This is a genomic window from Paraburkholderia oxyphila NBRC 105797 (assembly GCF_000685075.1).
GTDB classification, from domain to species: Bacteria; Pseudomonadota; Gammaproteobacteria; order Burkholderiales; family Burkholderiaceae; genus Paraburkholderia; species Paraburkholderia oxyphila.
Map to the genome: position 1 here is coordinate 1 of NZ_BAYD01000035.1, position 25,880 is coordinate 25,880.

The window sequence follows — 25,880 nt, forward strand, 5'->3', positions numbered from 1 at the left end:
CCACGTTTTTGCGTATCGGACGATGGCTGTGCGCTCGCGCAGGCAGTCCACTCAATCCAGCTCGGCCATGTCCCGCTCTTGCGGCATGCGCAGGGCGTCGAGCGGCGCGGGCCGGCCCACCGCGTAGCCCTGCACGAAGTCGACGCCCATGGCGACCATGCAGTCGACGATCCTGGCATCCTCGACGAACTCGGCGATGGTCTCCTTGCCGGCGGCGTGCGCGACCTGGGTGATCGAGCGGACGATGGCCTGATCGAGCGGGCTGTCGACGATCCCGCGTATGAAGCTGCCGTCGATCTTCAGATAGTCGACTTTCAGATGCTTCAGGTAGTTGAGCGACGACATGCCGGCGCCGAAGTCGTCGAGCGCGAAGCGGCAGCCATGCGCGCGCAGGCGTGAGATGAGCGTGATCGCGTCGTGCATGTTCGTGATCGCGGCGGTCTCCGTAATCTCGAAGCACACGCAGGAGAACGGAATGCCCCAGAGGCGCTGCTGCTCTTCGATATAGTCGGCGAGCCGCTCGTCGCCGAGCGAGGCGCCCGAGAGATTGATCGACCAGGTGCTGTAGCGGTGCGCACCGGCGGCGATCGTGCCGAACGCGCGCGCGATCACCCAGCGGTCGATCGCGGGCATCAGGTCGAAGCGCTCGGCCGCGCCGATGAACCCCGCCGGCGTCACCAGCGCGCCGGAGGCGGTGCGCATGCGCAACAGCACCTCGACGTGTGCGTCCCCGGGGCCCGCGCTGGGGTCGAGCGGCTTGATCTCCTGGCCGAACAGGCAGAACTCGTCGTTCTCGAGCGCCGCCTTGATATCGGCGACCCACGCCATCTGCGTGTGCGCTTCCGAGAGCTCTTCGTCGTCGAGGCGAAAGCGGTGCACGCGGTTGCGCCCCTTCTTCTTCGCCATGTAGCAGGCGGCGTCCGCGGCCTTCATCACTTCCTTGACGCAGGCGAGGCTCGCCACGTCGCCAACGAGGCCGATGCTCACGCTCGTCTGCACGACGCGCCCGGCGCCCGTGAAGCGGATGCCGGCGATGGCCTCGCGCAGGCTCTCCGCGAACTGCCAGGCATGCGAGACCGCACAGTGCGGCAGCACGACACCGAATTCGTCGCCGCCCAGACGCGCGATGATGTCGGTGCGGCGCAGCGTCTTCCTGAGCACGCTGCAGACCTCGCGGATCAGCTCGTCGCCGGTGGAGTGGCCGCACGTGTCGTTGACCACCTTGAACTGGTCGAGGTCGAGGAACATGACCGAGTGGCCCGGGTGCTCGCGCCGCTCGCCTGCGCCGCTTGGGCTGCTTGGGCCACCCGAGTCATGCGCGCCGGCCTCGAGCAGCGCGCCGAGCTGGCGCTCGAATTCGCGGCGGTTATAGAGGTCGGTCAGCTCGTCGTGGGTGGCCTGATACGCGAGGCGCACCGCGTGCTCGCGCAGCGCGCTCACGTCATACAGCACGACGACGTTGCCGATGACGCAGCCCCGCGCGTCGCGCAGCTTCGAGACCGAGTAGTCGACCGCGAGCCGCGAGCCGTCCGGGCGCGCGATGTAGAGATCGGCCGCCGCGCTGCCGCTGGCGTTGGCGCCACTGCCGCCACTGGTGCCGCCGATGCCCTCGGCGCCGCTCGCGGCGTGCGCGCGGCTCAGGAGGTCGACGCTGCGCGCGTTGTCGGCGCCGTTGCGCAGGTCGCAGATGGCCTCGAACGGCTGCGTGAGCATCGCGGCGGCGGAACGGCCGAGAATGCGTTCGGCGACCGCGTTGCAATAGGTCACGTGCGCGTCCTCGTCGGTGCGGATCACGGCGTCGCCGATCGAGGCCAGCGTGACTTCCGCCAACTCGCGCTCCGTATGCGCCTCGGCTTCCGCCGTCTTGAGATCGGAGATGTCGAACAGGCACCCGACCATGCGCACGGCGCGGCCGCGCGCGTCGCGCACCGCCTGCCCGCGCGCGCGGCACCAGCAGTAGCCGCCGGCGCGCGTGCGCAGTCGGAACGCGACATCGAAGGCCGTCGAGCGCACGAGGTGGCGGCGCAGCGCATGGCGCACGCCCGGCAGGTCGTCGGGATGGACGAGCTGTGTGAGGCCGCCTTCGTTGTCGAAGGGCGTGCCCACGGCGTTGCTCGCGTCGTAGCCGAGCTGATCGTAGAGCCAGTTCGAGAAGTAGCACTGGCTGCGGCCGACCTCCCAGTCCCAGAGTCCCGCGTTGATGCCCTCGAAGCCGAGGCTCAGGCGTTCCTCGTTCTTGCGCACCTCGGCCTCGAGGCGGTCGCTGCGCGTGAGTGCGCGGCGGATGAACAGCGTGAACACGGCGAGCAGCAAGCACGCGCAAGCCGCGATCGCGAGCGTGAGGAGCGAGCGCGTGGCGCGCGCGGCGTCGTCGAGCGAGCGCGAGAAGCCGCTTTCGACGGGCGCGAGTTGATTGTCGATGTCGCGCAGCTCGCGCACGAACGCGGCGGATTCCGCGCTCTGCAGCTTGCCCGCCTGCGCGCGCGCGTGCAGCCGCTCACCCGTTTCGGCGAGCTTCAGGATGTAGCGGTCGCCGAGGTCCCAGTACGCGACCGCCGGGCGCATCCACGGCGTGTTCTTGAGCGTGCGGTAGCCCCAGTTCATGCCATCGACGTCGGCCGCCGCGATACGGCCCTGCTCGAAGCCACGCCGGATCACCGCGATATCGGGCTGCGGCCGGTTCATCTCGAGCTTGGCCGTGCGGTCGCCGAGCGGCACGGCGATGCCATCGAGGAACGTACGGTAGTCGGCTTCGTCGCCCTCGCGCGCGTAGCGTTCGAGCGCGTGCACGGCATCCTTCTGGCCCTTCGACCAGGTGCTTTCGCCGGCCACGTAGGCGAGCAGGATCGCCATGATCGCGAGGCTGATCGACGCGATCACCGCCATCACCGCCGCGAGCAGCCACAGCGGCAGCAGGACGGCCGTGGTGCGCCGCAGTCCGTGCCACCCCGGGGCTTGCCGCGCGGGCTCCGTTTTGTGTCGTCTCATCAGGCTTTACCGGTCCGGTCGCTTTGCTGGATGACGTGACGTGTCGAGGGCTAGGGCCTGTTATTGGCGTGAGCAGGCCCTAAGGCTCGGCGGACCTATGAGGGATAACGGCGGGGCGGGAGGGGGCTTTAGGCTTGGGCGGCGATGGTCGGGTATCCCCGGACGCTCGAACGGCCGCTTAAACAGGCGCTTCGGCTTGCGGCTCCGTGCTGTCTGGCGGCGCCGGGAGCACCGATTCCAGGGTGCGCGCGCCCGCCGCGAGCGCACGTTTGTCGCGCGCAGTAAGCTGCTTGACCCGGTATTCGGCGCGCAAGGCGCTCGCGCGGTCGGCGAGCTCGAATTGCGCGAGCACGCGCACCGGCTTGCGCGAGCGCGTATAGCGTGCGCCCGTGCCGTTCGCATGCTGCGCGAAGCGCGCGGCGACGTCGACGGCGATGCCCGTGTAGACGCTGCCGTCGGCGCATTCGAGCAGGTAGAGGAACCACGGCATGTTGGAGGCGGCGCGACGAAGGGCGGTGAGCGAAAAAGTGAGCGTGAGTGTCCCACAGATCGGCCGATCTGCTAAGCGCTGCACAAACAGCGCCGCGTGTAGTGCTCAGGCGCCCGTGTCCGGAGAGCGAGCGTGGCGCCGCCCCCGCCGCCGCATCACGCGCGAAACGGGTTGTGCTCGTTCAATTCGTGCACGTAGGCATGAATCTGGTTCGTCTCGCTCTTGAGAAAATGAGCGACGGCGTCGGCGAACGCGGGATGCGCGAGCCAGTGCGCCGAGCGCGTGACGGTGGGCATGAAGCCGCGCGCCATCTTGTGCTCGCCCTGCGCGCCGCCTTCGAATACGGCGAGCTTCTCCTCGATGCAAAACTCGAGCGGCTGGTAGTAGGCGGTCTCGAAGTGCAGGCAGGGCACGTGCTCGAGCGCGCCCCAATAGCGGCCGTAGAGCGTGCCGCCGCTCTCGTCGCGCTGATAGACGACGAGCGAGCTCGCGATCGGCTTGCCCTCGTACTCGGCGATCACGAGCATCAGGTTCTCGGGCATCGTCTCGCCGATCGTGCGGAAGAAGTCGAGATTCAGATACGGCGACGAAAAATGCTCGCGATACGTCTGCCGGTAGCAGCGGCTGAAGAAGCGCCAGTGTTCGTCGCGGATGTCCTCGCCGCGAATGCGCCGGTGCGTCACGCCCGCGTCGCGCACCTTGCGCCGCTCGGCGCGGATGTTCTTGCGCTTTTTCTGCTCGAGCGTCGAGAGAAAGTCGTCGAAGTCGCGGTAGCCGTCGTTGAGCCAGTGAAACTGCACGCCTTCGCGCTGCATCATGCCGAGGTCGGTGAGCATCGCCGCGTCTTCGGCGGTGGGAAAGAGCACGTGCAGCGAGGAGACGTCGGCCTGCTCGGCGAACGCGACCAGCGTGGCGGCCAGATGGCGCCGCGCGGTGTCGTCGGCGGCCAGCAGGCGCGTGCCTTGCACGGGGGTGAAGGGCACCGCGCACAGCAGCTTCGGGTAGTACTCGAGGCCGTTGCGCTTGTACGCGTCCGCCCAGGCCCAGTCGAACACGTACTCGCCGTACGAGTGGCCCTTCAGGTAAACGGGCGCCGCGGCGGCGAGCCGCCCCGTGCGCGAGTCGGTGAGCGTGACGAACTGCGGCGCCCAGCCCGCATCGGGCGTGGCGCAGCGCGCGGCGTCGAGCGCCGCGAGGAACTCGTGCCGCAAAAAGGGCGTCGGCTGGCCCTGGCGCGCGAGCAGCGCGTTCCATTGCGCGGCGTCGACCTCGGCCGGTGAGCCGAGAATGCCCGTGCGATAATCGAAATGTTCCTTATTCAACTTGCGTGCCCGTGGTGGCTTTGCGCCCGGCACCCACGCGAGTTTCGCGGCGCCGCGGCAAACGGTCATGGTAAAGCAAACCACCCGAACGGGTGAGGGCCGCAATGTCGGGGTGGCCCGGGCGCCAGCCGATGCCGCGGCTCCCATTCGCTTATCGGTTATCCAAATGACAGAGCGCTTCTTCAATCTCTATTCGCATGGCTTTGCGCGCGTGGCCGTGGGCGTGCCGCGCTGCCGTGTGGCCGATCCGGCCTTCAATGCCGAACAGACGCTCGCGCTCGCGCGCGAGGCCGCAGCCGGCGGCGCGGTGCTGATCGCGTTTCCCGAGCTCGGCCTGTCCGCCTATAGCTGCGACGACCTCTTCCACCAGCAGGCGCTGCTGGACGCCTGCGAGCGCGCGCTGGCGCAGATCGTGGCGGCGTCGGCCAGGCTGCCGCTCGCGATGATCGTGGGGCTGCCGGTGCGCGTCGGCCATGCGCTCTTCAACTGCGCGGCGGTCGTGGCGGGCGGGCGCGTGGCCGGCGTCGTGCCCAAGAGCTACCTGCCGAACTATGGCGAGTTCTACGAGCCGCGCCAGTTCAGCGCCGCCGATTGCGCGAGCACCGACACCGTGCGCCTCGCCGGCGAGGACGTGCCGTTCGGGGCGTCGCTGCTGTTCGAAGCGGCGGAGATCCCGGGCCTGCGCTTTCACGTGGAGATCTGCGAAGACGTCTGGGTGCCGATTCCGCCGTCGTCGTTCGCCGCGCTCGCGGGCGCTTCGGTGCTCGTCAATCTTTCCGCGTCGAATGTGGTGGTGGGCAAGGCGGGGTATCGGCATCAGCTGGTCTCGCAGCAGTCGGCGCGCTGCCTCGCCGCGTATCTCTACACCTCGGCGGGCCAGGGCGAATCGACCACCGACATGGCCTGGGACGGCCAGGCGCTCGTTTACGAAAACGGCGAGCTGCTCGCGCAGTCCGAGCGCTTTCTGGGCGACTCGCACCTGATCTATGCCGACGTCGATCTCGATCGGCTTCAGCAGGAGCGCATCCGCCAGACCACTTTCGGCGATTCGGTGCGCCGTCATGCCGACGAGATCGCGAAGTTCCGCGTGATCCGCTGCGAGCTTGCAGCGGGATCGGCGGGAACTGCGACGGCGGCCAAGGGCGCATGGGAGCAGGAGTCGCTGGCGCTCGCGCGCCGCGTCGAACGCTTCCCGTACGTGCCGGCCGATCCGAAGCGCCGCGACGAGCGCTGCAACGAGGTCTACAACATCCAGGTGCAGGCGCTCGTGCAGCGGCTCTCGCAGGCCGGCATCAAGAAGGTGGTGATCGGCGTGTCGGGCGGGCTCGACTCCACGCACGCGCTGCTGGTTTGCGCGAAGGCGATGGACCGCCTCGGGCTGCCGCGCGCCAATATTCTCGCGTACACCATGCCCGGCTTTGCGACCAGCGAGCGCACGCTGCGCCAGGCGCGCGAGCTGATGACGCTCGTGGGCTGCACGGCGCGCGAGATCGACATTCGCCAGAGCTGCATGCAGATGCTGGAAGACCTCGGCCATCCGTATTCGGCGGGCAAGGAAAGCTACGACATCACATTCGAGAACGTGCAGGCGGGCGAGCGCACGAACCATCTGTTCCGCCTCGCCAACTTCAATCACGCGATCGTGATCGGCACGGGCGATCTCTCCGAGCTCGCGCTCGGCTGGTGCACCTACGGCGTGGGCGATCACATGTCGCACTACAACGTGAACGCCAGTGTGCCGAAGACGCTGATCACGCACCTCGTGCGCTGGGTTGCGGAGACGGGGCAGATCGGCCAGAACGGCGAGAGCGGCCGCGACGTGCTCGAAGCGATTCTCGCCACCGACATCAGCCCCGAGCTGATCCCCGGCAAGTCCGATGGCGCGCCCGAGCAGAAGACCGAAAGCACGATCGGCCCGTACGAGCTGCAGGACTTCAACCTCTACTACACGCTGCGCTTCGGCTTCGCGCCCTCGAAGGTCGCGTTCCTCGCGCGCCATGCGTGGCGCGACCGCGAGACGGGCGCATGGCCCGAGAACGCGAAGGTCGCGCGCAATCAGTACGATCTCGCGGCCATCAAGCGCAACCTGCGCATCTTCCTGGACCGCTTCTTCCGCACGAGCCAGTTCAAGCGCACCTGCATTCCGAACGCCCCGAAGGTGGGCTCGGGCGGCTCGCTTTCGCCGCGCGGCGACTGGCGCGCGCCGAGCGATTCGGAGTCGGCGGTGTGGCTCGCGGATCTCGAGCGCGTGCCCGACGCGGAGCGCGCGAGCGCGCCACCGCCTGCCGCGGCGTCTTGAGATGGGCGCGCACAGCGTAAAATCGCAGGACCTTTGCCGAATTCCCGGCCGACAAGCCACAGATAACCCGCAGATCAACTGAGTCAGAGAGGATCGTCATGAAACGCATCACCGCCGTCATCAAACCGTTCAAGCTCGACGAAGTGCGCGAGGCGCTCGCCGAAGTGGGCCTCACGGGCCTGACCGTCACCGAAGTGAAGGGCTTCGGCCGCCAGAAGGGCCACACGGAGCTCTACCGCGGCGCCGAGTACGTGGTCGACTTCCTGCCCAAGGTGAAGATCGAGGTGGTGGTCACCAACGACCAGACCGACCAGGTGATCGACGCGATCATCGGCGCGGCCCGCACGGGCAAGATCGGCGACGGCAAGATTTTCGTCACCGATGTCGAGCGCGTGATCCGCATCCGTACGGGCGAAGAAAACGAAGCGGCGGTTTGAGGCGGTAGCGCGTCACCGCTCGCGGCACCACGACAAAGAAACAGGGGACGGCACCGCTCGCGCGGCCCGTCCCCACCATAAAAAACGGTGCGATACCCGTTTGGGATACCGCACCGATACGCGCCTCTCGCAGCAGCGTGAAAACGTGGATGAAACTGTACTGCCTACACTCGCTGCAACTTAGAACGAGTGCTGGATGCCTGCGTACACGCCAGTCTGGCTGTGGCCGATGAGCGGGTTGGTAGTCGCAGCCGAATCACCGTAGTTGTTCGCGTTCAGACCGAAGTTGGCGGCCTTGCTGTTCTGCACCGTTGCGACCTGGAGGTCGAGCAGCGTGCGCTTGGACAGGTTGTACGAGCCGCCGACCGTGTACAGCGTGGCGTTGCCGCCGCCGTTGTTGGCGTTGACGTGGTAGACCGCCGCGATCAGCGCGGCTGCCGGCGTGGCTTGCCACGTCACGCCACCCCATTCGTGGTCGAGCGTGGTCGGCTGGCCGATCAGCTGGCCCGTCATGCCCGAGGAACGGATGGCTTCATAGCCGCCCTGAACCTTGAACGGTCCGAGGAACACATTGACCATCGCCATGTAGTCGCGCGAGTAGGCGAAGACGCCTTGCGCGGTGTTGCCCGAGTTGACGCCGGTCGGATCGTACGCGCCGCCGAGCGTGCCGTTCGCCGGGTTGCGGATTTCGTCGTACAGGCCGCGGATCTGGAACAGCGAGCTCGTGTAGGTCAGCTGGATACCGTCCTGACGGCCTTGCGGCGTCGTGCCGTTGCCGTTCCAGCTCGTGGCGTTCGAGAACGAGTATTGGCCGTACATGTCAAAGCCGTACAGCTTCGGCGACTGGTACGAAATGTTGTTGCTGGACTGCGGCCAGTTGCGGCCACGTACGAGCGATGCCGACGACCAGTTCGACTGGCCAAACGGATCGAAGTCCCAAATGCCGTTCGAGATGAACAGCTCGCGACCCAGCAGCAGGGTACCGAACTGGTCGTTGGCCATACCGACGGTGGCCCAGCGATTGAAGATCGAGCCGGCCGAGCCGAGCGCGCCTGTTGCCGTGCTGAAGCTGCCTTCCAACTGGAACAGCACCTTGTTGCCGCCGCCGATGTCTTCAACACCCTTCATGCCCCAGAGGCTGGTGCCCCAGTAGCCGCTTTCGAGCTGAACCTGGCTCTTGCCGCTGGTCGCGGGGCCATTCGGGCCGCCGCCGGTGCCGATGCCGTTCATGTACGCAATGCCTGCATCCAGGCGGCCGTAAAGGGTCACGCTGCTTTGCGCATGCGCGACTACGCCAGCCGACATCAACGCTGCGGCGAGCAAAGCTTTCTTCATCTTCTCCTCCATACCCTGTCAAAGAGTCAACCTAAGTACTGCGAAAGACGTCCGCGCGCCTTCGGGGTGCTGCGGACAGAAGTTGTCGCATAGGGAGCGTGACCCGAGGATCGGCGTACGGAAACGATGCGAGCAGGACAACCTGTTCGAGTCGTCTTGCAGATCCCCTGGTTGACTGGCATCTCCCGTTCTTATTTGAAGTGAAACTACTTTTAACGAACTTTGTTTTGCTACTTTGGTTACTAATTTAGCAAAAAAGACTGGCAGTGGCGACCGAAATCGCTTGGCAGGGGCAGGGTGTCGTCAAATTGCCATACGCACGTCCTGGATGGTGGTCGGCACGATCCGAAAAGTATGTCTAAAGCCTTGTAGGACAAGGCACACACGTTTGCTGGCGGAGGATCTTCAGGATTGCCACTATTGACGCGAAATATCGTCAGGAGTAGGGCGAAATGCGCGGATTTGCTGCGAAAAGCAGGTCGTTACGCAGGATTGCGAAGGCAAAAAGAAAAGGCTCTGAAAGCGCCTTGAAATGCTACTTTGACTACATTCCAGGAATCGGATGTAGTCGACTACACACGCGAGCGTTACTTCAGGCTACCGGAGAGAAATTGCCGCAGCCGCTCGCTCTTCGGGTTCGCGAACACGTCGGCCGGCACGCCTTCCTCTTCCACGCGGCCCTGGTGCAGGAACATCACGTGGTTCGAAACGTTGCGCGCGAAACCCATTTCGTGCGTGACGACGACCATCGTGCGGCCTTCCTCGGCGAGCTTCTGCATCACCTTGAGCACTTCACCCACGAGCTCGGGGTCGAGCGCCGATGTCGGCTCGTCGAACAGCATCACGTCGGGGTTCATCGCGAGTGCGCGCGCAATCGCCACGCGCTGCTGCTGGCCGCCCGAGAGGTGCGAGGGATATTGCTTTTCCACGCGCGGCGCGAGACCGACCTTCTCGAGATACGTGCGCGCGCGCTCCTCGGCTTCCTTGCGCGAGATGCCGAGCACGTGCACGGGCGCCTCGATCACGTTCTCGAGCACGTTCATGTGCGACCACAGGTTGAAGTGCTGGAACACCATCGCGAGCTTGGTGCGCACGCGCTGCAGCTGCTTCACGTCGGCCGCGTGCAGCGCGCCGGTGCGCTTGTCGGCGCGGGTCGCCACTTCCTCGCCGTCGACGACGATGCGGCCCGCGTTGGGCTGCTCGAGGAAGTTGATGCAACGCAGCATCGTGCTCTTGCCCGAGCCGGACGAGCCAATCACGCTGATCACGTCGCCGGCGTTCGCCTTGAGCGAGACGCCCTTCAGGACCTCATGGTCGCCGTACTTCTTGTGGAGCGAGTCGACGAAAAGTTTCTGCTTCTGGGAATTCATCAAATACCTCGGTGCGGACTCACTTGCCCTGGGGCCGCAGATACGCGAGCCAGCGGCGCTCGGCCTGGCGGAACAGCCACACGAGCGTGAAAGAAATGATCAGGTACAGCAGGGCGGCGATGCCGAAGGCGCCGAACGACTGGTAGGTCGCCGAGTTCACGTCGCGCGCGATCTTCAGGATGTCGGGCACGGTGGCCGTGAACGCCACGGTCGTCGCGTGCAGCATCAGGATGACTTCGTTGCTGTAGTAGGGGAGCGCCCGGCGCAGCGCCGAAGGCAGGATCACGCGGCGATACAGCGTGAAGGGCGACATGCCGTAGGCGCGCGCCGCTTCGATCTCGCCGTAGGGCGTCGCCTTGATCGCGCCCGCGAAGATTTCGGTGGTGTACGCGCAGGTGTTGAGCGCAAACGCGAGCAGCGTGCAGTTCATGCCGCTTCTGAAGAACGCGCTCGTCAGCTCGTGGTTGCGGATGATGTCGAGGCTATAGAGGCCCGTGTAGCAGAGCAGCAACTGCACGTAGAGCGGCGTGCCGCGGAACACGTACGTATAGAGCCAGACGAGTCGGGAGAGCCACTTGCGCTTCGAGACGCGCGCGACCGCGAGCGGCACCGAGAGGCAGAAGCCGATGCCGATCGAAATCACCAGCAGCCACGCCGTGATGGCGACGCCGGTGAAGTGATAGCCGTCGCTATAGAGATAGTTGCGCCAGTATTGCTGGATCAGTTGGACGAAGTCTTGCATGGTCTTGGCCTCGCGCGTTTCAGAGATCCGCCTTGCGCACACCGGTGGAGTAGCGCTTGTCGAGATACATCAGCACGAAGTTCGAGACCGTGGTGATGACGAGATAGATCGCACCCGCGAGCAGGGTGAAGAAGAAAAAGCGCAAGGTGCCCTTGCCGGCGTCCTGGCTTGCCTTAACGACGTCGGCGAGGCCGATGATCGAGACGAGCGCCGTGGACTTCACGAGCACCTGCCAGTTGTTGCCGATGCCGGGCAGGGCGAAGCGCATCATCTGCGGGAACATGATGCGCGTGAACACCTGCCAGTTGGTCATGCCGTAGGCGTGGCCCGCTTCGAGCTGGCCGCGCGGCACCGCGAGAAAGGCGCCGCGGAAGGTCTCGGTGAAATACGCGCCGTAAATGAAGCCCAGCACGATCACGCCCGCAAGGAACGGGTCGATGTCGATCTGATCCCAGCCGAGGTAATCGGTCAGCATGTTCAGCCAGATCTGCAGGCTGTAGAACAGCAGCAGCATCAGCACGAGATCGGGCACGCCGCGAATGAGCGTGGTGTAGGCCGTGCCCGCGCCATAGACGACGCGGTTTTTCGAGAGCTTCGCTCCCGCGCCGATGAGGCCGAGCACGAACGAGAGCACGAGCGAGAGGACCGAGAGCTTGACGGTCTGCCAGGTGCCGGCGAGGATCAGCGGGCCGTAGCCTTGAAGAAACATAGGTGAGTCCTCGACGGGGCGTCTCAACGCTGGAAAACGCCCCGAGAAAGGCGCGGCAGAGACTGCCGCGGTTCAAGTCCGTTCATGCGCGGCCGGGATGGCTGGCCGCGTGCTTCGCGACGGCGGCGCCCGTGGGCGCCGTGTGTCTCCGTCTCTTTCTTTACTTGCCTTTATAGATATCGAAGTCGAAATACTGCTTCGCGATCCGGTCGAACGTGCCGTCCTTGTGGATGGCGGCCAGCGCGGTATTGAACTGCGCCTTCAGGTCGGTGTCGTCCTTGCGCAGGCCGATCGCGGTGCCGTCGCCGATCGTCGCCGGGTCCTCGACCGCCGGCCCTGCCCACGCGAAGCCCTTGCCGCGCGCCGTCTTCAGGAAGCCCACGTCGGCCTGGACCTCGTCCTGCAGCGTCGCGTCGAGGCGTCCCGACATCAGATCCTGATACACCTGATCCTGATTCTGGTAGGACACGACGTTCACGCCCTTGCCGGCCCAGTGAGCCTTCGCGTAGGCCTCCTGGGTCGAGCCCTGCTCGACGCCCACGTTCTTGCCCTTGAGCGAGGCCACCGTGGGCAGGAGCGGCGAGCCGGCCTTCGCGAGCATGCGCGCGGGCGCGTCGAACATCTTCTCGGAGTAGTCGATCTGCGTGCGGCGCTGGTCGGTGATGGACAGCGACGAGACGATCGCGTCGAACTTGCGGGCCTTGAGCGCGGGAATGATGCCGTCGAGGTCGCTCTCGACCCAGACGCACTTCACGTTCATGCGCGCGCAGAGCGCTTTGGTCAGGTCGACGTCGAAGCCGACGATCTGGCCGCTGGCATTCTTGGACTCGAACGGCGGATAGCTCGCATCGACGCCGATGCGCACGGTTTTCCATTCCTTGGCCGCGGCGCTGCCCGCCAGAAGGGCGAGCGCGACGCACACTGCAAACTTCTTCATCATTCTCCTGTGGACCGGAGTTCGCGCTTTGGCTGTCGGCCGGAGTGGGTGCTTTAGCACTTGCTCCGGCCCTATGCAGAGCGCGTGACTCAGGTCCCATGCAAATCTGATACGGGCGCGGCGCCGTATGGGTGCCGCGCAGCAAGGTGCCGGGTCGGCGCCGTTCGACGTCTGCCGGGCGTCTGCCTGAGATTTTCCCCAAGGCCCGCCCGAGGGCCACTAGAGGACGGGACAGCGGTCCCCGCTCGCGCGGGCTGGCTCGTGACCGGGCGCCGCTATTTTAGGCGATCAAAAATGCGGGTCGGACGCGTACAGCGTTTGGCGCCTGCGCTTACCGGGCGTTGGTGCGCTGGGGCAAACCGCCGGGCTAACCAGGCTGGCCGTGCCAAACAGGCCGTACCCAACTGACCATACCCAACTGGCCGTACCTAACCGGCCGTGCACGAAAAGCGCGGTATTTTACCCGAAGCGGATGGTGGCGCGGTCGCCTGCATTCCGGCATGTGGCTTCGGTCTGACAGACGCTGGAGAAAGAGCGTGACGGCGAGCGTCGCTGAGCCTACTCCGGCCCGCCTTCGGCGCATCGCTCAGGGCCTGCTGGCGAACCATTGATGTCGCTGGAGAAACGCTGCGGTGCGCCGCTGCCGATTGTGCCGCGGGCCGCTCGCCCCCATTTGGCGGTATCGACATGATTGACCGGAGAATGCCCATGCTTACGATCCGACGCGCCGACGAACGCGGCCACGCCAACCACGGCTGGCTCGACAGCTGGCACAGCTTCTCGTTCGCCGACTATTTCGACGAAGCGCACGTGCACTACGGGGCGCTCAGGGTGCTCAACGACGACCGCATCGCAGGCGGAGGCGGCTTCGGCGCGCACGGCCATCGCGACATGGAGATCGTGACCTACGTGCTCTCGGGCGCGCTCGCGCATCGCGACAGCATGGGCAACGGCTCGACCATCCGCCCCGGCGATGTGCAGCGCATGAGCGCGGGCACGGGCGTCATGCACAGCGAGTTCAACGCCTCGAAGGACGAGGAGGCGCATCTGCTGCAGATCTGGCTGCTGCCCAGCGCGCGTGGCGGGGCGCCGGGCTACGAGGAGCAGCGTTTCGACGATGCCGGCAAGCGCGGGCGCCTGCGCCTGATCGCCTCGCCCGACGGACGCGACGGTTCGGTGACGGTGCAGTCCGACGCGTCGATCCACGCCGCGCTGATCGACGGTGGCGAGCGCGCCGAGTACGCGCTGCCGCCGGGACGGCGCGCTTACGTGCACGTGGCGCGCGGTGCGCTGGAGGTCAACGGCGAGCGCCTGGCAGCCGGGGACGCCGCGATGATCGAGGCCGAAACGGCGGTGACGCTCGCGAACGGCGACGCCGCCGAGGTGCTGCTTTTCGACGTGGCGTGAGGGCGGGCCCGAGGACGGCTTGAGGTCGGGTTCAGACGCGGCGCTAGCCCGGGCCGAAATGAATAACGCCGCGGGACGCAAGTCCCGCGGCGTTATTCATTGAGCCGACAAGCCGGGCGCTGCGCTGCCCGGCCGTGCCGCACGAGGCGCTTACTGCGCCGCCGGGGCCGAGGCCGCGCCCTTTTGATGCTGCTTCCAGTGCTCGCGCATCTTCTCGTGGCGCTGCTCCATCTTGGCGAAGCGCTCCTTGAGCGCCGTGCTCACGGTGGTCTTCTGTTGATCGTTCAGCCCGTTGTAGAAGCTGAGCCAGGCCTGCGCCGTCTGCTCGCGCAGTTGCGCGTCCTGCTGCTCGATCTGCTGATGCGTGGTGTGCATCGCGTTCAGGTCGAGGATCGGCTGGTTCTTCATCGAATCGAACTGCTGCTTGAGCTGCTCGTGGTTCTTGCGCATGGCCTCGTGATTCTGCTTCATGGTGTCGAGCGCGGCTTGCCATTGCTTTTCCTGGGCGGCGTTCAGGTTCAGCTTGTCGTGCAGCTTCTTGAACCCCATCATGAAGTCGCCGTGCATGCCGTGGCCGTGATGCATCATGGCCGGACCGCCTTGGGGCGGCGGCGTTTGCGCGTTGGCGGCGGTGGCGCCCAGGGTGAGGGCGAGCGAGGTCGCGGCGATGGCGAGAAGGCGCGAAGTGGTCTTATACATGGTGATGCTCCTGACAGATCCTTGAAGGTGTCCGGTCTGGCACGGCGCCACTTGAAGGTGAGGGCGTTCGCAACCGGTGTCCCTAGCGTATCGAGCGGACGGGCGCCGCGTGTTACGACCCCGCCCGCGGTCGTTACACGACATTACACGCGCCTTTCGCGGTAACACCCGGTAACCCAAAGCGTGCCCGTGTAAGCAATCGGCTTTCACGCGCGCGTTACACTTCGTTCATGGCTACTCAAATTCTGGTCGTCGACGACGACGTCGAACTGCGCGACCTGCTGCGCGACTATCTGGCGAGGCAGGGCATGGAAGTGTCGGTGCTGCACGATGCGGGCTCGCTCGAGCGGCGGCTCGAGCGCGAGCGCCCCGACCTGATCGTGCTCGATCTCATGATGCCCGGCGTGGACGGGCTCACCGCACTGCGCAAGCTGCGGGCGTCGGGCGACGATATTCCCGTCATCATGCTGACCGCCCGCGCGGACGACGTGGACCGCATCGTCGGCCTCGAGCTCGGCGCCGACGACTATCTCGGCAAGCCCTTCAACCCGCGCGAACTGCTCGCGCGCGTGCAGGCAGTGCTGCGCCGGCGCCGCACGGTGCCCTCGGCCGCCGCGCCCGAGCAGCGCGAACCGTTCTCGTTCGGCCGCTTCATGCTCGACTTCCAGTCGCGCACGCTGCAGCAGGAAGGCAAGCCCATCATGCTCTCGGGCAGCGAATTCGCGCTCCTGAAGATCTTCGTCAATCACCCCATGCGCACGCTCACGCGCGAGCGCCTGCTCGAACTGCTGCACGGCCCGGAGTACGACGGCACCGACCGCGGCATCGACGTGCAGGTGTGGCGCCTGCGCCGCATTCTCGAGACCGACCCGTCCACGCCGCGCTTCATCCAGACCGTGCGCGGCCGCGGCTATGTCTTCGTGCCGGACGGCGAACAGAACAGTCATGCGCCGGCCGTTTGATTCGCTGTTCGGGCGGCTCGCGCTGCTCTTCATCGGCGTTCTGCTGATCTCTCACGTCGCGTGGTTCGCGCTGATGCGTCTCGAGCGCGACCAGATGCAGTCGCGCTACGCGGTGGAGGAGGCGGTGTTCCTCGTCGACGCCGTGCGCCAGCACGTGCAGCGCGAGCCCGACCAGCCGCTGCCCTCGCGCGTGCAGCTGGTCGACCCGGCGAGCCGCGAGGTGCCACCGGACAATGCAGATTTGCCCGGCGGCTTGCGCCGCTTCATCGACGACATTCGCGACCGCATGCCGCCCGGCACCGACGTGCGCGTCGGGCAGCCGGGGCATCCGCCCACGCTTTGGGTGCGCGGTCCGCAAGATGCGCGCTGGATCGTCGTGCCGGCGATGCCGCTGCGCCCGATGCGGCCCATCGACCGCGCGGTGCCATGGTTCGTCATCATCTTTTCGGCGGCCGTGTTCGCGGCACTGATGGCCGCGTGGATGCTGCAGCAGCCGCTGCGCGCGCTCGCCCAGGCGGTGGCGCGCTTCGGGCGCGGCCAGCCGGTGCCGCCCGTGCGCGAGCGCGGCCCGCGCGAGATGCGCCAGCTCACGCGCGGCTTCAATCAGATGGTGACGGAAGTCGAGCGCACCGAGAAAGACCGGGCGGTGATGCTCGCGGGCGTCGCGCACGACCTGAAGACGCCGCTCGCGCGTTTGCGTCTGCGTGCCGAAATGATGGACGAGCAGAAGGTGCGCGACGGCGTGGTGCGCGACGTCGACTCGATGACGCATATCGTCGACCAGTTTCTGGTGTTCGCGCATGACGGCGCCGACCGCAGCGAGCCCGTCGAAGTGGACGACCAGTGCGAGCGCATCGCGCGCAACTACCGCACGGTGGGTGGCGAGACGCTCGTGATCGAGCGTCGCCTGAAAGCCGGCGCGGACTTCCGCCTGCCCGCGGCCACGCTCGAGCGGGTGGTGTCGAACCTGCTCGACAACGCGCAGGCCTACGGCGCGCCGCCCGTGGTGATCGAGACCTCGCGCGACGGGGACGCGTTCACGCTGACCCTGCGCGACCACGGCAAGGGCATTGCCGACCAGGACCTCACGCAGGCGAGCCGCCCGTTCGTGCGGCTCGATCCGGCGCGCGGCGGCAATGGCCATAGCGGCCTGGGACTGGCGATCGTCGAGCGGCTCGTGCGTCGGGCGGGCGGCGAAATCGCCATCGGCAATGGTTCGAGCGGCGGCCTCGAAGTGCGCATGACGTTCCCGGTCGAGGTGGTCGAGCGCACGGTCGCCGAGGCGGCGCAGATCTGGTGAGCGCCGGCGTGCGGCGCAGGTGGGCTGAAGCCTGGTGGCAGGGCCTGTTATCGGCGTGAACAGGCCTCAGGCTGAGAACAGCGTATCGAGTGCGGCGGCGGCCTCGCTGTCGACGGTGTTGTAGACGACACTGTCGGCCTCGAAGATGTAGTGCGTCGTGTACTTGCCGAGGCGGGCAAGAATCTCTTCCTGAACCAGCTCCGGTGCGGCTTCGAGCTTCAGGTACCACGCGGTCGATGACAGGCGCGTCTGGAACGCCCCGTATTCGACCATCAGCTGGTCGAACGCGAGAGCATCCTGATCGCGGCAGACGATGACCAGATTTCCCTTCATGCATGCCTCCTATGTGCTGAGCGACTGGCTACGGCGATGCGCGCGGCATGACGCCACGCGCTCCGTTCGTTCGATGATACCGCGTCAGAGGCGAAAGCCCGGGACGAGTCCTGCAATTAAGTAAGTATTCGCTTGCGCAAATTGAGCGGCGATTGCCGCGCGCGCCTGCCTGATGGATTACCAGGTCGCCGCGGTGGTGCGTGGCGGCGCCGCGCCGTCGGAGGCCATCGCCTGGCAGCGGTCGCGGCCGCCTGCCTTCGCCATGTAGAGCGCGAGATCGGCGCGGCTCATCAGGCGCTCGGGCTGGTCCTGGGACGCCGCGAGCTCGGTGATGCCGATGCTCACGCTCAAATACGCCTCGCTGGGCAGCCCGGCGCAAACACTGGCCTTCACCTCGCGGCGCAGGCGCTCGATCACTTCCTGCCCGGTAGCGAGCGACGTGGCTGGCAGCAGGATGCCGAACTCCTCGCCGCCGAGCCGCCCGACGGCATCGTCGGAGCGCAGCTCGGCGCGGCAGGTCTCGACGAAGTGCTGGAGCGCGCGATCGCCCGCCGGGTGGCCGAAGCGGTCGTTGATCTGCTTGAAGTGGTCGAGGTCGGCGATCGCCATGCACAGCGGCCTGCCGCTCGCGTAGGCAGCGTCGATCTCGCGGCGCAGCAGATTGAGGAAGTAGCGGCGCGAGAGCGCGCCCGTCAGGGCGTCGTGACGCGCCTCGGCGGCCAGCAGCGAGTTGGCGGCCTGCAGTTGCTCCGCGAGGTCGCGGCTCGCGCGGTGCAGGCGCCGCTCGCGTACCCATGAGATCGAGATCACGGCCGCGAGCGCCGTCGACCCTGTCAGCGTGAGGAAGATCAGCAGCCGGTCGCGCCGTTGATTGGCGAGCAACTCGGGCCACGCGTTGAGCGGATCGACGAGATGGGCGGTGAGCCCCGAATTGAGCCCGCCCCGATGCTCATAGAGCGCCGGGGCGCGAAGGCCGGGCAGCTCCACGAACGCCTGCGCCTCGCTCGCCGGCATCCAGGGGGCCTCGCGCGTCGCGGCGTGGGCCGCGCTATGCAGCGGGAGTTCGGCGAAGCGCTCGCGCAGATAGGTATTCACGCGATCGACGGCGTTCATCTCCTCGACGTGGGAGCCCGGCATGGCCAGCCCTTCGAGCTTGCTGTCGTGCGCCATGACGACCACGCCATTGCTGTCGGAGACAAAGGTGCCCGGGTGCGTCACCCAGTGGCGCAGGCGCGCGATGCTGACCTTGGCGAGCACGGCGCCCACGAGCAGGCCGTTGTTATAGACCGGCGCGGCGACGAAGATGCCCGGCTCGCCGCTCGAGGTGCCCACGCCATAGGTTTCGGAGAACGCGCCGAGCAGCGTGTCGCTCAGATAGTTGCGCGAGCGCATGTCGATGCCCACGTAGGAGATTTTCTCCATGGCGTTGCTCGACGCGATGCAGATGCCGTTGTTGTTCACGAGCCAGATGGCGTCGAAGCCGGAGAAGCCTTGCGCGTCGTGCAGGAAGCCGTCTACGGCCGCGAGCGCGGGCGCGCTTTGCAGCGCCTCGCGCCGCGCCAGTTCCGTGGACGGATGCGACGCGGCATAATGCCCGGCCTCGGCCAGAGCCTGTTGCACCACGGCGGTTTCGGCCATGGTCGCGGGGATGGCGCGCGACATCGACAGGTCGCTCGCGATGACCTCGGCCATGTTGTCGACGACCGATCGCGTCATCTGGCGCTGGACGCCAAGTGCGGTGTCGAGCTCCTGGCGCACCATGCGCTCGGCGAGCCAGCCCGCGACCAGCCAGCAGACGAGCGCGACCGCCACGACGACCGCCACCGTAACCGCGGGGGACACGGCAGCCTGACGCAAGAGTCTCCTGTTCATCGGCCTTCTGGTTCGTTCAGGCGCATGGCGCGCATGGTGCATTGGCGGGCGGGATGGCGGGCATCCCGGCAAAACGAGGCAATGCGTGGCCGCGTGTGACAACGGTTTTAACAGTTGGCAGCCGCTGCCGTGCGACGATTTTAACTCTCGAATGCGGCCTGAGAATCCGCAGAGGCCCTTGGGTGGGCCGTCTCGATGCAGTTTGCATGCCTGACCAGGGGCACGGTGCAACAGCGCGTCGACGGGCGTCGAATTCGAGCCGAGGCGCAAGGTCCCCGAAGGCGCTCTGAAAGGACGCGCAAAGCGTTTGCAGGCGGCCGTGTGGCGGCATCGAGCGCGAGGTTGAATCTGTCACGAAGGTTGTGTAGTGTCGTGCCGTTCCTGAACAAGGCAAGCCGGCCTCGCGAGTTCCGCGCGGCTGGCCGCCGGCCCGGTCCCGCACTTGCCGACGGTGCGTCGTCAACGCTAACGAAATACGGTCTCCATGCGTCTTGCCTTTCCCGATCGCGCTTTGCCTGAGCGCCATGCGCGCTGCCAGCGTTACGCCTGCTATTCATGTGGCCGCGCCCGCCGCGCCGCGTCTTACCTCGTGCATGCGCGGCAACGCGTGGAGGGCGTCTGAATGGACTTCGGCTTCAACCTGAACCGTACCGCCAACGTTTCGGCGTGGCGCGTGCTGCCCAATCGCTGGGACTTCGTGGCGTTCCCGCTGATCATTGGCCTGATCGCCATGGCCGTCGTGGGCTTTCATCAGACCATGGCGCCGATTGGCGTGCTCAAGACAGAGACGATCTCGCTCGACCCGGCGATGCTGCCCGAGTACGCCTTGCGCACCACGCTGCGCATGCTCGCGGCGATGGTCGCCTCGCTCGTGTTCACGCTCGTCTACGGCACGCTCGCGGCCAAGAGCCGCCGCGCGAGCCAGGTGCTCGTGCCGATCCTCGACATCCTGCAGTCGGTGCCGGTGCTCGGCTACATCTCGTTCACGGTCACCTTCTTCCTCGCGCTGTTTCCCTCGCGCGTGCTGGGCGCCGAACTCGCGGCGATCTTCGCGATCTTCACGAGCCAGGCCTGGAACATGACCTTCAGCTTCTACCAGTCGCTGCGCACCGTGCCGCGCGATCTCGATGAAGTGTCGAAAGGCTTTCACCTGACCGGCTGGCAGCGCTTCTGGAAGCTCGAAGTGCCGTTCTCGATGCCGGGCCTCATCTGGAACATGATGATGTCGATGTCGGGCGGCTGGTTCTTCGTGGTGGCTTCCGAGGCGATTACCGTCGGCAACAACACGATCACGCTGCCGGGCATCGGCGCGTACCTGGCGCAGGCGATCACGGAAAAGAACCTGCACGCGGTGGGCTGGGTCATTCTCGCGATGACGGTGGTGATTCTCGCCTACGACCAGTTCCTGTTCCGCCCGCTGGTGGCCTGGGCCGACAAGTTCCGCATGGAGACCACGTCGTCGGGCGACGCGCCCGAGTCCTGGCTGCTCGACCTGATCCGCCGCACGCACCTGATTCATCAGTTGCTCGTGCCGCTAGGCTGGTTCTTCGCGAAGGCCGCGCGCGTGCCGTTCAGGCTGCCCGCCGCCCTGACCGCGTTGACCGCCATGCCGATGGTGCAGCGCGCGGCGTCGGCGCCCGCGCGCCGTGAGGGCGTGCGCTCGAAGATCGGCGACATCGTCTGGGCCATCTTCGTGATCGCGCTCACGGTGTACGTGGTCTGGCGCGTGGTCGCCTTCGTGCGCACCGGCGTGACGCTCGACGAAGTCGGGCATGTGTTCGTGCTCGGGCTCATTACGCTGTTTCGCGTGCTGCTGCTGATTGCGATTGCCTCGGTGATCTGGGTGCCGATCGGCGTGCTGATCGGCCTGCGCCCCGCGCTCGCCGAAAAGGTCCAGCCGCTCGCGCAGTTTCTCGCGGCGTTCCCGGCGAACTTGCTGTTCCCGGTGTTCGTGATCGTGATCGTGCGCTTTCACCTCAATCCTGACATTTGGCTATCACCGCTGATCGTGCTCGGCACCCAGTGGTATATCCTGTTCAACGTGATTGCCGGCGCCACCTCCTATCCGAACGACTACAAGGAAGCGGCGAAGAACTTCCGCATCCGCGGCTGGCAGTGGTGGCGCCAGGCGATGCTGCCGGGCATCTTTCCGTACTACGTCACGGGCGCGATCACGGCGTCGGGCGGCGCGTGGAATGCGAGCATCGTGTCCGAGTTCGTGCAGTGGGGCGACACCAAAGTCTCCGCGCATGGACTCGGTGCCTATATCGCGCAGACGACCGCCGCCGGCGACTATCCGAAGATCATTCTCGGCATTGCCGTGATGTCGCTGTTCGTCACGCTGTTCAACCGCGTGCTCTGGCGTCCGCTGTACACGTACGCAGAGTCCAAGCTGCGACTCGACTGACCGAATCATCGAACGCTGGAAGGTAAAGCGATGCAAAACCCCAAGACCCTGAGCACCGCGCACGGCGACGTGCAGACGGTCCCGAACCCGCCACGTGTGGGCGAAGAAATCCTGAACGTGCAGAACGTGTGCCGGGGTTTCAACAAGAACCAAGGCGAACTGCTCGTCCTCGACGACGCGAATCTGTCGTTGCGCGAAGGCGAGATCGTTGGGCTGCTCGGCCGATCCGGCTCGGGCAAGTCCACGCTCTTGCGCATCATCGCCGGGCTGATCTCGCCGACTTCCGGCGAGGTCAGCTGGCGCGGCAAGCCGCTCGAAGGCCCGGCCGAAGGCGTGGCGATGGTGTTCCAGACCTTCGCGCTGTTCCCGTGGCTCACGGTGCTGCAGAACGTGGAAGCCGGCCTCGAGGCGCAGGGCGTGGGCGCGCGCGAGCGCCGCGAACGGGCGCTCGCCGCCATCGACCTGATCGGCCTGGACGGCTTCGAGAACGCCTACCCGCGCGAGCTCTCGGGCGGCATGCGCCAGCGTGTGGGCTTTGCGCGCGCGCTCGTCGTCGACCCGATGCTCATGCTGATGGACGAGCCGTTCTCGGCGCTCGACGTGCTGACCGCCGAAACGCTGCGTACCGATTTGCTCGATCTCTGGACGCAAGGGCGCCTGCCGATCAAGTCGGTGCTGATCGTCACGCACAACATCGAAGAAGCGGTCTTTATGTGCGACCGCATTCTCGTGCTCTCGTCCAATCCGGGGCGCGTGGTGGCGGAGATCAAGGTGCCGTTCAAGCATCCGCGCAACCGCCTGGACCCGGCGTTCCGCAAGCTCGTCGACGACATCTACGCGAAGATGACCGCGCGCCAGATCGGCGAGACGACCAGGAAGGGCCTCGAGCTCGGCAGCTGGCTGCCGCGCGTGTCGACCAACTTGATGGCCGGTCTGATCGAGACGCTGGCGGCCGCGCCGTATCACGGCCGCGCCGACATGCCGGAAATCGCGCGTTCGCTGCATCTCGAGGTGGATGATCTGTTCCCGATCGCCGAAGTGCTGCAGAACCTCGGTTTCGCCGACGTGCGCGAAGGCGATGTGCTGCTCACGCCACCCGCGCGCGTGTTCGCGGAGTTCGGCACGCAGGAGCGCAAGATGATGTTCGCCGAACACCTGCTGCGTCACGTGCCGCTCGCCGCGCGGATCAAGAAAGTGCTCAACGAGCGCCCGGGCCATCGCGCACCGCGCGTGCGTTTCGAGCAGGAACTCGAAGACTTCCTCTCGGACGGCGCCGCGGAAGAGACGCTCGACACCGTGATCGACTGGGGCCGTTATGGCGAGATCTTCTCGTACAACGACCAGTCGGAGATCTTCAGCCTCGAAGACGTGGAGTCCTGATCGAGCGATGGCTTGAACGATGCGCACTGCGGCGTGGGGTGGGCATCGCTTTACTTCATGTCATAGACGTCACGCAAAAACGGTCGCCCAGGCGACCGTTTTTTTGTGCAACTGAAGGCGCGCGTTCGACGAGCTGAGCGCAGCCCGACCGATCGCGGCCTGACTGATCGCAGCCCGACGCTATTGCAGCGTGCCCCAGCGCTCCACGGCCGGCTCGGCGCTCGCCCACTTCCAGCCGGTGTCGTCGTGGCAAGTGCTGGCCGTGTACCACTGCTCGGGTGCGTCGGCGGCGTCGCCGTCCTGCACCGAGAACACGAACTCCTTGCATAGCGCGAGCGCCGAAGCAAACGCGCGCGTCACGCGCACCTGGCCGTGACCGTTCTCGACCGGCAGCTTGTGCTTGATGCGCCAGATGTCGGTGCCGCCCACGGGCAGGCGTCCGGCCGTCTCGGCGATCATCTCCTGCTGGTCGGCGTGCATGCTCTTCATGAAGCGGTTGACGGCCTCGTCGGTGGCTGCCTGGACCGCAATGCCCACGCCCACGCCCACCGCCGGATTTGCCGTCACGATGCCGGTGGCGGCGGCCGCCGCCGCGCCGCTGGCCGCGCCGATCGACGAGCAGCCGCTCGATGCGAGGGCGACGCCCGCACATAGCGCAACCAGCGCGGCGACACGCGTGACGTGCGTGACACGTGTCACGGCGCGCGGCACGGCGTGCCATCCCGCGGCGTGCGGCTGTGCGATGGGCCCGGCGAGCACGTCGCGTGCCCCGGCAGCAACGAATTCGTTTGCGCCGTTCATTGCAGCGCGCCCCAGCGGTCAGTAGCCGGTTCCGCCGACGCCCACTTCCACGTCTCGCCGTCGCGGCAGACCGAGGCCACGTAGAACGCGCTGGAGGCCGGCTTGTCCTTGGTCGCATCCTGATCGACGGAGAACACGATCTCCTTGCAGTCGAGCGCGCCGCTGCTGATCGAGCGGCTCACAGTGACGCGACCATGCGCGTCTTCTTCGATCGGGAACGAATGGGTGATGGACCAGGGCGCCACGCCGCCCACGTCGAGCGGGCCGGCGGCCTTGGCGATACTGTCCTGGGTGTTGCGATGGACCACGCGCTCCGAATACTGCACGCCGGCCTTCGCGGCGGCCACGGCGCCCAGGCCGATGCCCGTGGCGACCGCTGCATTGCTCGTGACCTTCGAGGCGATGGCCGCGCCCGCGATGCCGGCGCCCGTTTGCGCGCCTTCGGAGTAGAGCGAGCTGCACGCGGAGCACGCGAGGCTCGCGACGGCGGCAAGCAGCGTGAGCGACGCCGTGCGCCGCCAGCGTGCTCGCGACGCGTGAGGTCGGGACAGCGCCGCAACGGCCGAAGGCGCGATTCGCGGAGCCGGCGTTGGCGCATTGCACGCCAGAGCACTTCGTTCTTGCATGTTATTTCCCTGCCGCTTGCGGCTGGAAGCCGCCCTGCGCGGGCTCCCAGCATCTTTTGGTGCTGCGGATTGTGCAGGATGCCCTATATAAAGGGGATAGGGAAAGTGCAAGAAATTGCAAAACGTCGTGCGCCGTTTGCGGTTACGTGCTTGCGCACGCTAGTTTTTTGTGCCGTTTGAGTCGATGCATTCGTGCCGGCACATAGGCGTGGATACATCGGTGCCAGCACGCCCTTAGCCCGCATCGGCGTTACTCTCGCCTTCGTCGGGCGAGCCTGTCTCGCCGTCCTCGCTACCGTAGCTGCCCAGACGGTTATAGAGCGTCTTCAGGCTCACGCCGAGCGTGCGCGCCGCGAGCCGCTTGTCGCCGCCGCAGTACTTGAGCGTGCCGAGGATGATCTGCTTTTGCGCGTCGGCGAGCGGCGTGCCGATCCACACGCTCATCGCGTCGCCTTGGGTCACGGGCTTTTTCACGCGCGGCACGAGTTGCGGATGGGCGATCTCGACCGTCTTCTCCGCGAGGATGAACGCGCGGTACACCGCGTTCTTGAGTTCGCGCACGTTGCCGGGCCACGACCAGTTGCGCACGGTCTCGAGCGCGCGCTTGCTGAAGACCTTCTGCGTGCCGTTTTCTTCGTTGAGCTCACTGAGAAAGAACTGGGCAAGCAGTTCGCGGTCGCGCTCGCGTTCGCGCAGCGGGGGGGCACGCAGCGGAAACACGGCGAGGCGATACATCAGGTCCTCGCGCAGCGCGTTCTCCTTCACGGCCGCCACGGGATCGCGATTGGTGGCCGCGATGATGCGCACGTCGCCGCGTATCGCTTCGTTGCTGCCGACGGGGTAGTACTCGCCAGTTTCGAGCGCGCGCAACAGCTTGACCTGATGCAGCAGTGACATCTCGGTGACTTCGTCGAGGAAGAGCGTGCCGCCGCGCGCGTGCTCGAAGTGACCGTCGCGCGCCTGCACGGCGCCCGTGAAGCTGCCTTTCTCGTGGCCGTAGAGCTCGGCTTCGATGAGCTCGTCGGGAATCGCGCCGCAGTTCACGGCGATGAACGGGCCGTCGCGGCGCGTGCTTTGCGCGTGGATCGTGCGCGCCACGAGCTCCTTGCCCGTGCCCGACTCGCCTACGATCAGGGCGGTGGCATCAGTGAGCGCCACGCGCTCGATCTGTTCGTAGAGCTCCTGCATGATCGACGACGAGCCGTACAGCAAACCGTACGACTGCAAGCCCGCGACGCGCGGGCCGGGAGGATCGTTGCGGCGCGTTTCGTTGCCTTTATCGTGGCGCCGTTCGGCGCGCTCATCGTCTCGTTCGGCGGCGGGCGAGCCCGGCTCGATTGACGCCATAGCGTGTTCGTCCTGCAAATTGGGGTGTGTGGCCAGAAGCCGGAAAGCGCTCGCGGCGTCTTGGGTGCAGACGCCGCGCGTGGGCCAGGCCCGGAATTGGAGCCGACAGACCGGCAG

At 66.4% G+C, this 25,880-nt stretch carries 21 protein-coding genes; 7 read left to right on the plus strand and 14 right to left on the minus strand.

Annotated elements, in window-relative coordinates; all coding sequences use genetic code 11:
* Window positions 1-51 precede the first annotated feature (51 nt).
* From BO1_RS52125 to BO1_RS21485, 3 genes are all read right to left on the minus strand, one after another.
* The gene (locus tag BO1_RS52125; protein WP_052409546.1) at window positions 52-2,988 is read right to left on the minus strand and encodes an EAL domain-containing protein; all 2,937 of its coding nucleotides are present in this window, start codon (window positions 2,986-2,988) and stop codon (window positions 52-54) included.
* A 178-nt stretch (window positions 2,989-3,166) separates the two neighbouring features.
* Window positions 3,167-3,478, minus strand: a complete 312-nt coding sequence (locus BO1_RS21480; protein WP_028219314.1) for a GIY-YIG nuclease family protein — start codon at window positions 3,476-3,478, stop codon at window positions 3,167-3,169.
* Window positions 3,479-3,633: 155 nt separating this feature from the next.
* Window positions 3,634-4,800: a GNAT family N-acetyltransferase gene (locus tag BO1_RS21485; RefSeq protein WP_028219315.1), complete on the minus strand. Its 1,167-nt coding sequence runs from the start codon at window positions 4,798-4,800 to the stop codon at window positions 3,634-3,636.
* Between the two features lie 166 nt (window positions 4,801-4,966).
* Between BO1_RS21485 and BO1_RS52130 the strand changes: the two genes are divergently transcribed.
* Together BO1_RS52130 and BO1_RS21495 are read left to right on the plus strand one after the other, a co-directional pair.
* Window positions 4,967-7,099: an NAD(+) synthase gene (locus tag BO1_RS52130; RefSeq protein WP_043285793.1), complete on the plus strand. Its 2,133-nt coding sequence runs from the start codon at window positions 4,967-4,969 to the stop codon at window positions 7,097-7,099.
* 98 nt (window positions 7,100-7,197) lie between these two features.
* Complete coding sequence (locus tag BO1_RS21495) at window positions 7,198-7,536, plus strand: P-II family nitrogen regulator (RefSeq protein WP_028219316.1); 339 nt, start codon at window positions 7,198-7,200, stop codon at window positions 7,534-7,536.
* A gap of 180 nt (window positions 7,537-7,716) precedes the next feature.
* On the opposite strand, the gene BO1_RS21500 is transcribed toward BO1_RS21495, so the two are convergent.
* The 5 genes from BO1_RS21500 to BO1_RS21520 all read right to left on the minus strand — a co-directional run bounded on the left by BO1_RS21500 (window position 7,717) and on the right by BO1_RS21520 (window position 12,629).
* Window positions 7,717-8,871, minus strand: coding sequence for a porin (locus BO1_RS21500; RefSeq protein WP_028219317.1), 1,155 nt, complete (start codon window positions 8,869-8,871; stop codon window positions 7,717-7,719).
* Window positions 8,872-9,458: 587 nt separating this feature from the next.
* Window positions 9,459-10,241: an ABC transporter ATP-binding protein gene (locus BO1_RS21505; protein ID WP_028219318.1), complete on the minus strand. Its 783-nt coding sequence runs from the start codon at window positions 10,239-10,241 to the stop codon at window positions 9,459-9,461.
* Between the two features lie 19 nt (window positions 10,242-10,260).
* The gene (locus BO1_RS21510) at window positions 10,261-10,983 is read right to left on the minus strand and encodes an ABC transporter permease (RefSeq protein WP_028219319.1); all 723 of its coding nucleotides are present in this window, start codon (window positions 10,981-10,983) and stop codon (window positions 10,261-10,263) included.
* 19 nt (window positions 10,984-11,002) lie between these two features.
* The gene (locus BO1_RS21515) at window positions 11,003-11,692 is read right to left on the minus strand and encodes an ABC transporter permease (RefSeq protein ID WP_028219320.1); all 690 of its coding nucleotides are present in this window, start codon (window positions 11,690-11,692) and stop codon (window positions 11,003-11,005) included.
* Window positions 11,693-11,852: 160 nt separating this feature from the next.
* Window positions 11,853-12,629, minus strand: a complete 777-nt coding sequence (locus BO1_RS21520; RefSeq protein ID WP_028219321.1) for an ABC transporter substrate-binding protein — start codon at window positions 12,627-12,629, stop codon at window positions 11,853-11,855.
* A 708-nt stretch (window positions 12,630-13,337) separates the two neighbouring features.
* Here BO1_RS21520 and BO1_RS21525 point away from each other — a divergent pair.
* Window positions 13,338-14,036 (plus strand): pirin family protein, encoded by a 699-nt coding sequence (locus tag BO1_RS21525; protein ID WP_028219322.1) that lies wholly within the window; start codon window positions 13,338-13,340, stop codon window positions 14,034-14,036.
* Window positions 14,037-14,186: 150 nt separating this feature from the next.
* Here the strand turns inward: BO1_RS21525 and BO1_RS21530 are convergent, their stop codons facing one another.
* Window positions 14,187-14,735, minus strand: a complete 549-nt coding sequence (locus BO1_RS21530; RefSeq protein WP_028219323.1) for a Spy/CpxP family protein refolding chaperone — start codon at window positions 14,733-14,735, stop codon at window positions 14,187-14,189.
* Between the two features lie 230 nt (window positions 14,736-14,965).
* On the opposite strand from BO1_RS21530, the gene BO1_RS21535 reads away from it, so the two are divergent.
* Together BO1_RS21535 and BO1_RS21540 are read left to right on the plus strand one after the other, a co-directional pair.
* Window positions 14,966-15,697: a response regulator gene (locus BO1_RS21535; RefSeq protein WP_028219324.1), complete on the plus strand. Its 732-nt coding sequence runs from the start codon at window positions 14,966-14,968 to the stop codon at window positions 15,695-15,697.
* On the plus strand, window positions 15,681-16,997 hold the full coding sequence (locus tag BO1_RS21540; RefSeq protein WP_028219325.1) for an ATP-binding protein: 1,317 nt from the start codon (window positions 15,681-15,683) through the stop codon (window positions 16,995-16,997). Before BO1_RS21535 ends, BO1_RS21540 begins: the two co-directional genes overlap by 17 nt.
* 66 nt (window positions 16,998-17,063) lie before the next feature.
* Here BO1_RS21540 and BO1_RS21545 read toward each other — a convergent pair whose 3' ends face one another.
* Window positions 17,064-17,330 (minus strand): double-stranded DNA-specific endonuclease, encoded by a 267-nt coding sequence (locus BO1_RS21545; RefSeq protein ID WP_028219326.1) that lies wholly within the window; start codon window positions 17,328-17,330, stop codon window positions 17,064-17,066.
* A 177-nt stretch (window positions 17,331-17,507) separates the two neighbouring features.
* Complete coding sequence (locus tag BO1_RS21550; protein WP_028219327.1) at window positions 17,508-19,202, minus strand: sensor domain-containing diguanylate cyclase; 1,695 nt, start codon at window positions 19,200-19,202, stop codon at window positions 17,508-17,510.
* Between the two features lie 622 nt (window positions 19,203-19,824).
* Between BO1_RS21550 and BO1_RS21560 the strand changes: the two genes are divergently transcribed.
* Together BO1_RS21560 and BO1_RS21565 are read left to right on the plus strand one after the other, a co-directional pair.
* Window positions 19,825-21,609 carry an ABC transporter permease gene (locus tag BO1_RS21560; RefSeq protein WP_028219328.1) on the plus strand — a complete coding sequence of 595 codons (1,785 nt, stop codon included), beginning with the start codon at window positions 19,825-19,827 and terminating at the stop codon, window positions 21,607-21,609.
* A 30-nt stretch (window positions 21,610-21,639) separates the two neighbouring features.
* Complete coding sequence (locus BO1_RS21565) at window positions 21,640-22,989, plus strand: ABC transporter ATP-binding protein (protein WP_028219329.1); 1,350 nt, start codon at window positions 21,640-21,642, stop codon at window positions 22,987-22,989.
* Between the two features lie 180 nt (window positions 22,990-23,169).
* On the opposite strand, the gene BO1_RS21570 is transcribed toward BO1_RS21565, so the two are convergent.
* From BO1_RS21570 to BO1_RS52135, 3 genes are all read right to left on the minus strand, one after another.
* A complete protein-coding gene (locus BO1_RS21570; RefSeq protein WP_245643866.1) occupies window positions 23,170-23,790 on the minus strand; it encodes a hypothetical protein in 621 nt (206 codons plus the stop codon).
* On the minus strand, window positions 23,787-24,416 hold the full coding sequence (locus BO1_RS21575) for a hypothetical protein (protein WP_245643867.1): 630 nt from the start codon (window positions 24,414-24,416) through the stop codon (window positions 23,787-23,789). Before BO1_RS21575 ends, BO1_RS21570 begins: the two co-directional genes overlap by 4 nt.
* Window positions 24,417-24,650: 234 nt before the next feature.
* Entirely contained in the window at window positions 24,651-25,763 is a 1,113-nt protein-coding gene (locus BO1_RS52135; RefSeq protein ID WP_043285799.1) for a sigma-54 interaction domain-containing protein, read from the minus strand.
* Between the last annotated feature and the right edge of the window lie 117 nt (window positions 25,764-25,880).

Coding starts and splice junctions, on each gene's coding strand:
- BO1_RS21520 (WP_028219321.1), bottom strand. CDS start 12,629: ATGAAGAAGTTTGCAGTGTGCGTCGCGCTCGCCCTTCTGGCGGGCAGC.
- BO1_RS21525 (WP_028219322.1), top strand. CDS start 13,338: ATGCTTACGATCCGACGCGCCGACGAACGCGGCCACGCCAACCACGGC.
- BO1_RS21535 (WP_028219324.1), top strand. CDS start 14,966: ATGGCTACTCAAATTCTGGTCGTCGACGACGACGTCGAACTGCGCGAC.
- BO1_RS21515 (WP_028219320.1), bottom strand. CDS start 11,692: ATGTTTCTTCAAGGCTACGGCCCGCTGATCCTCGCCGGCACCTGGCAG.
- BO1_RS21545 (WP_028219326.1), bottom strand. CDS start 17,330: ATGAAGGGAAATCTGGTCATCGTCTGCCGCGATCAGGATGCTCTCGCG.
- BO1_RS21565 (WP_028219329.1), top strand. CDS start 21,640: ATGCAAAACCCCAAGACCCTGAGCACCGCGCACGGCGACGTGCAGACG.
- BO1_RS21510 (WP_028219319.1), bottom strand. CDS start 10,983: ATGCAAGACTTCGTCCAACTGATCCAGCAATACTGGCGCAACTATCTC.
- BO1_RS21550 (WP_028219327.1), bottom strand. CDS start 19,202: ATGAACAGGAGACTCTTGCGTCAGGCTGCCGTGTCCCCCGCGGTTACG.
- BO1_RS21570 (WP_245643866.1), bottom strand. CDS start 23,790: ATGAACGGCGCAAACGAATTCGTTGCTGCCGGGGCACGCGACGTGCTC.
- BO1_RS21505 (WP_028219318.1), bottom strand. CDS start 10,241: ATGAATTCCCAGAAGCAGAAACTTTTCGTCGACTCGCTCCACAAGAAG.
- BO1_RS21540 (WP_028219325.1), top strand. CDS start 15,681: ATGCGCCGGCCGTTTGATTCGCTGTTCGGGCGGCTCGCGCTGCTCTTC.
- BO1_RS52125 (WP_052409546.1), bottom strand. CDS start 2,988: ATGAGACGACACAAAACGGAGCCCGCGCGGCAAGCCCCGGGGTGGCAC.
- BO1_RS52135 (WP_043285799.1), bottom strand. CDS start 25,763: ATGGCGTCAATCGAGCCGGGCTCGCCCGCCGCCGAACGAGACGATGAG.
- BO1_RS21560 (WP_028219328.1), top strand. CDS start 19,825: ATGGACTTCGGCTTCAACCTGAACCGTACCGCCAACGTTTCGGCGTGG.
- BO1_RS21495 (WP_028219316.1), top strand. CDS start 7,198: ATGAAACGCATCACCGCCGTCATCAAACCGTTCAAGCTCGACGAAGTG.
- BO1_RS21530 (WP_028219323.1), bottom strand. CDS start 14,735: ATGTATAAGACCACTTCGCGCCTTCTCGCCATCGCCGCGACCTCGCTC.
- BO1_RS21480 (WP_028219314.1), bottom strand. CDS start 3,478: ATGCCGTGGTTCCTCTACCTGCTCGAATGCGCCGACGGCAGCGTCTAC.
- BO1_RS21500 (WP_028219317.1), bottom strand. CDS start 8,871: ATGAAGAAAGCTTTGCTCGCCGCAGCGTTGATGTCGGCTGGCGTAGTC.
- BO1_RS52130 (WP_043285793.1), top strand. CDS start 4,967: ATGACAGAGCGCTTCTTCAATCTCTATTCGCATGGCTTTGCGCGCGTG.
- BO1_RS21575 (WP_245643867.1), bottom strand. CDS start 24,416: ATGCAAGAACGAAGTGCTCTGGCGTGCAATGCGCCAACGCCGGCTCCG.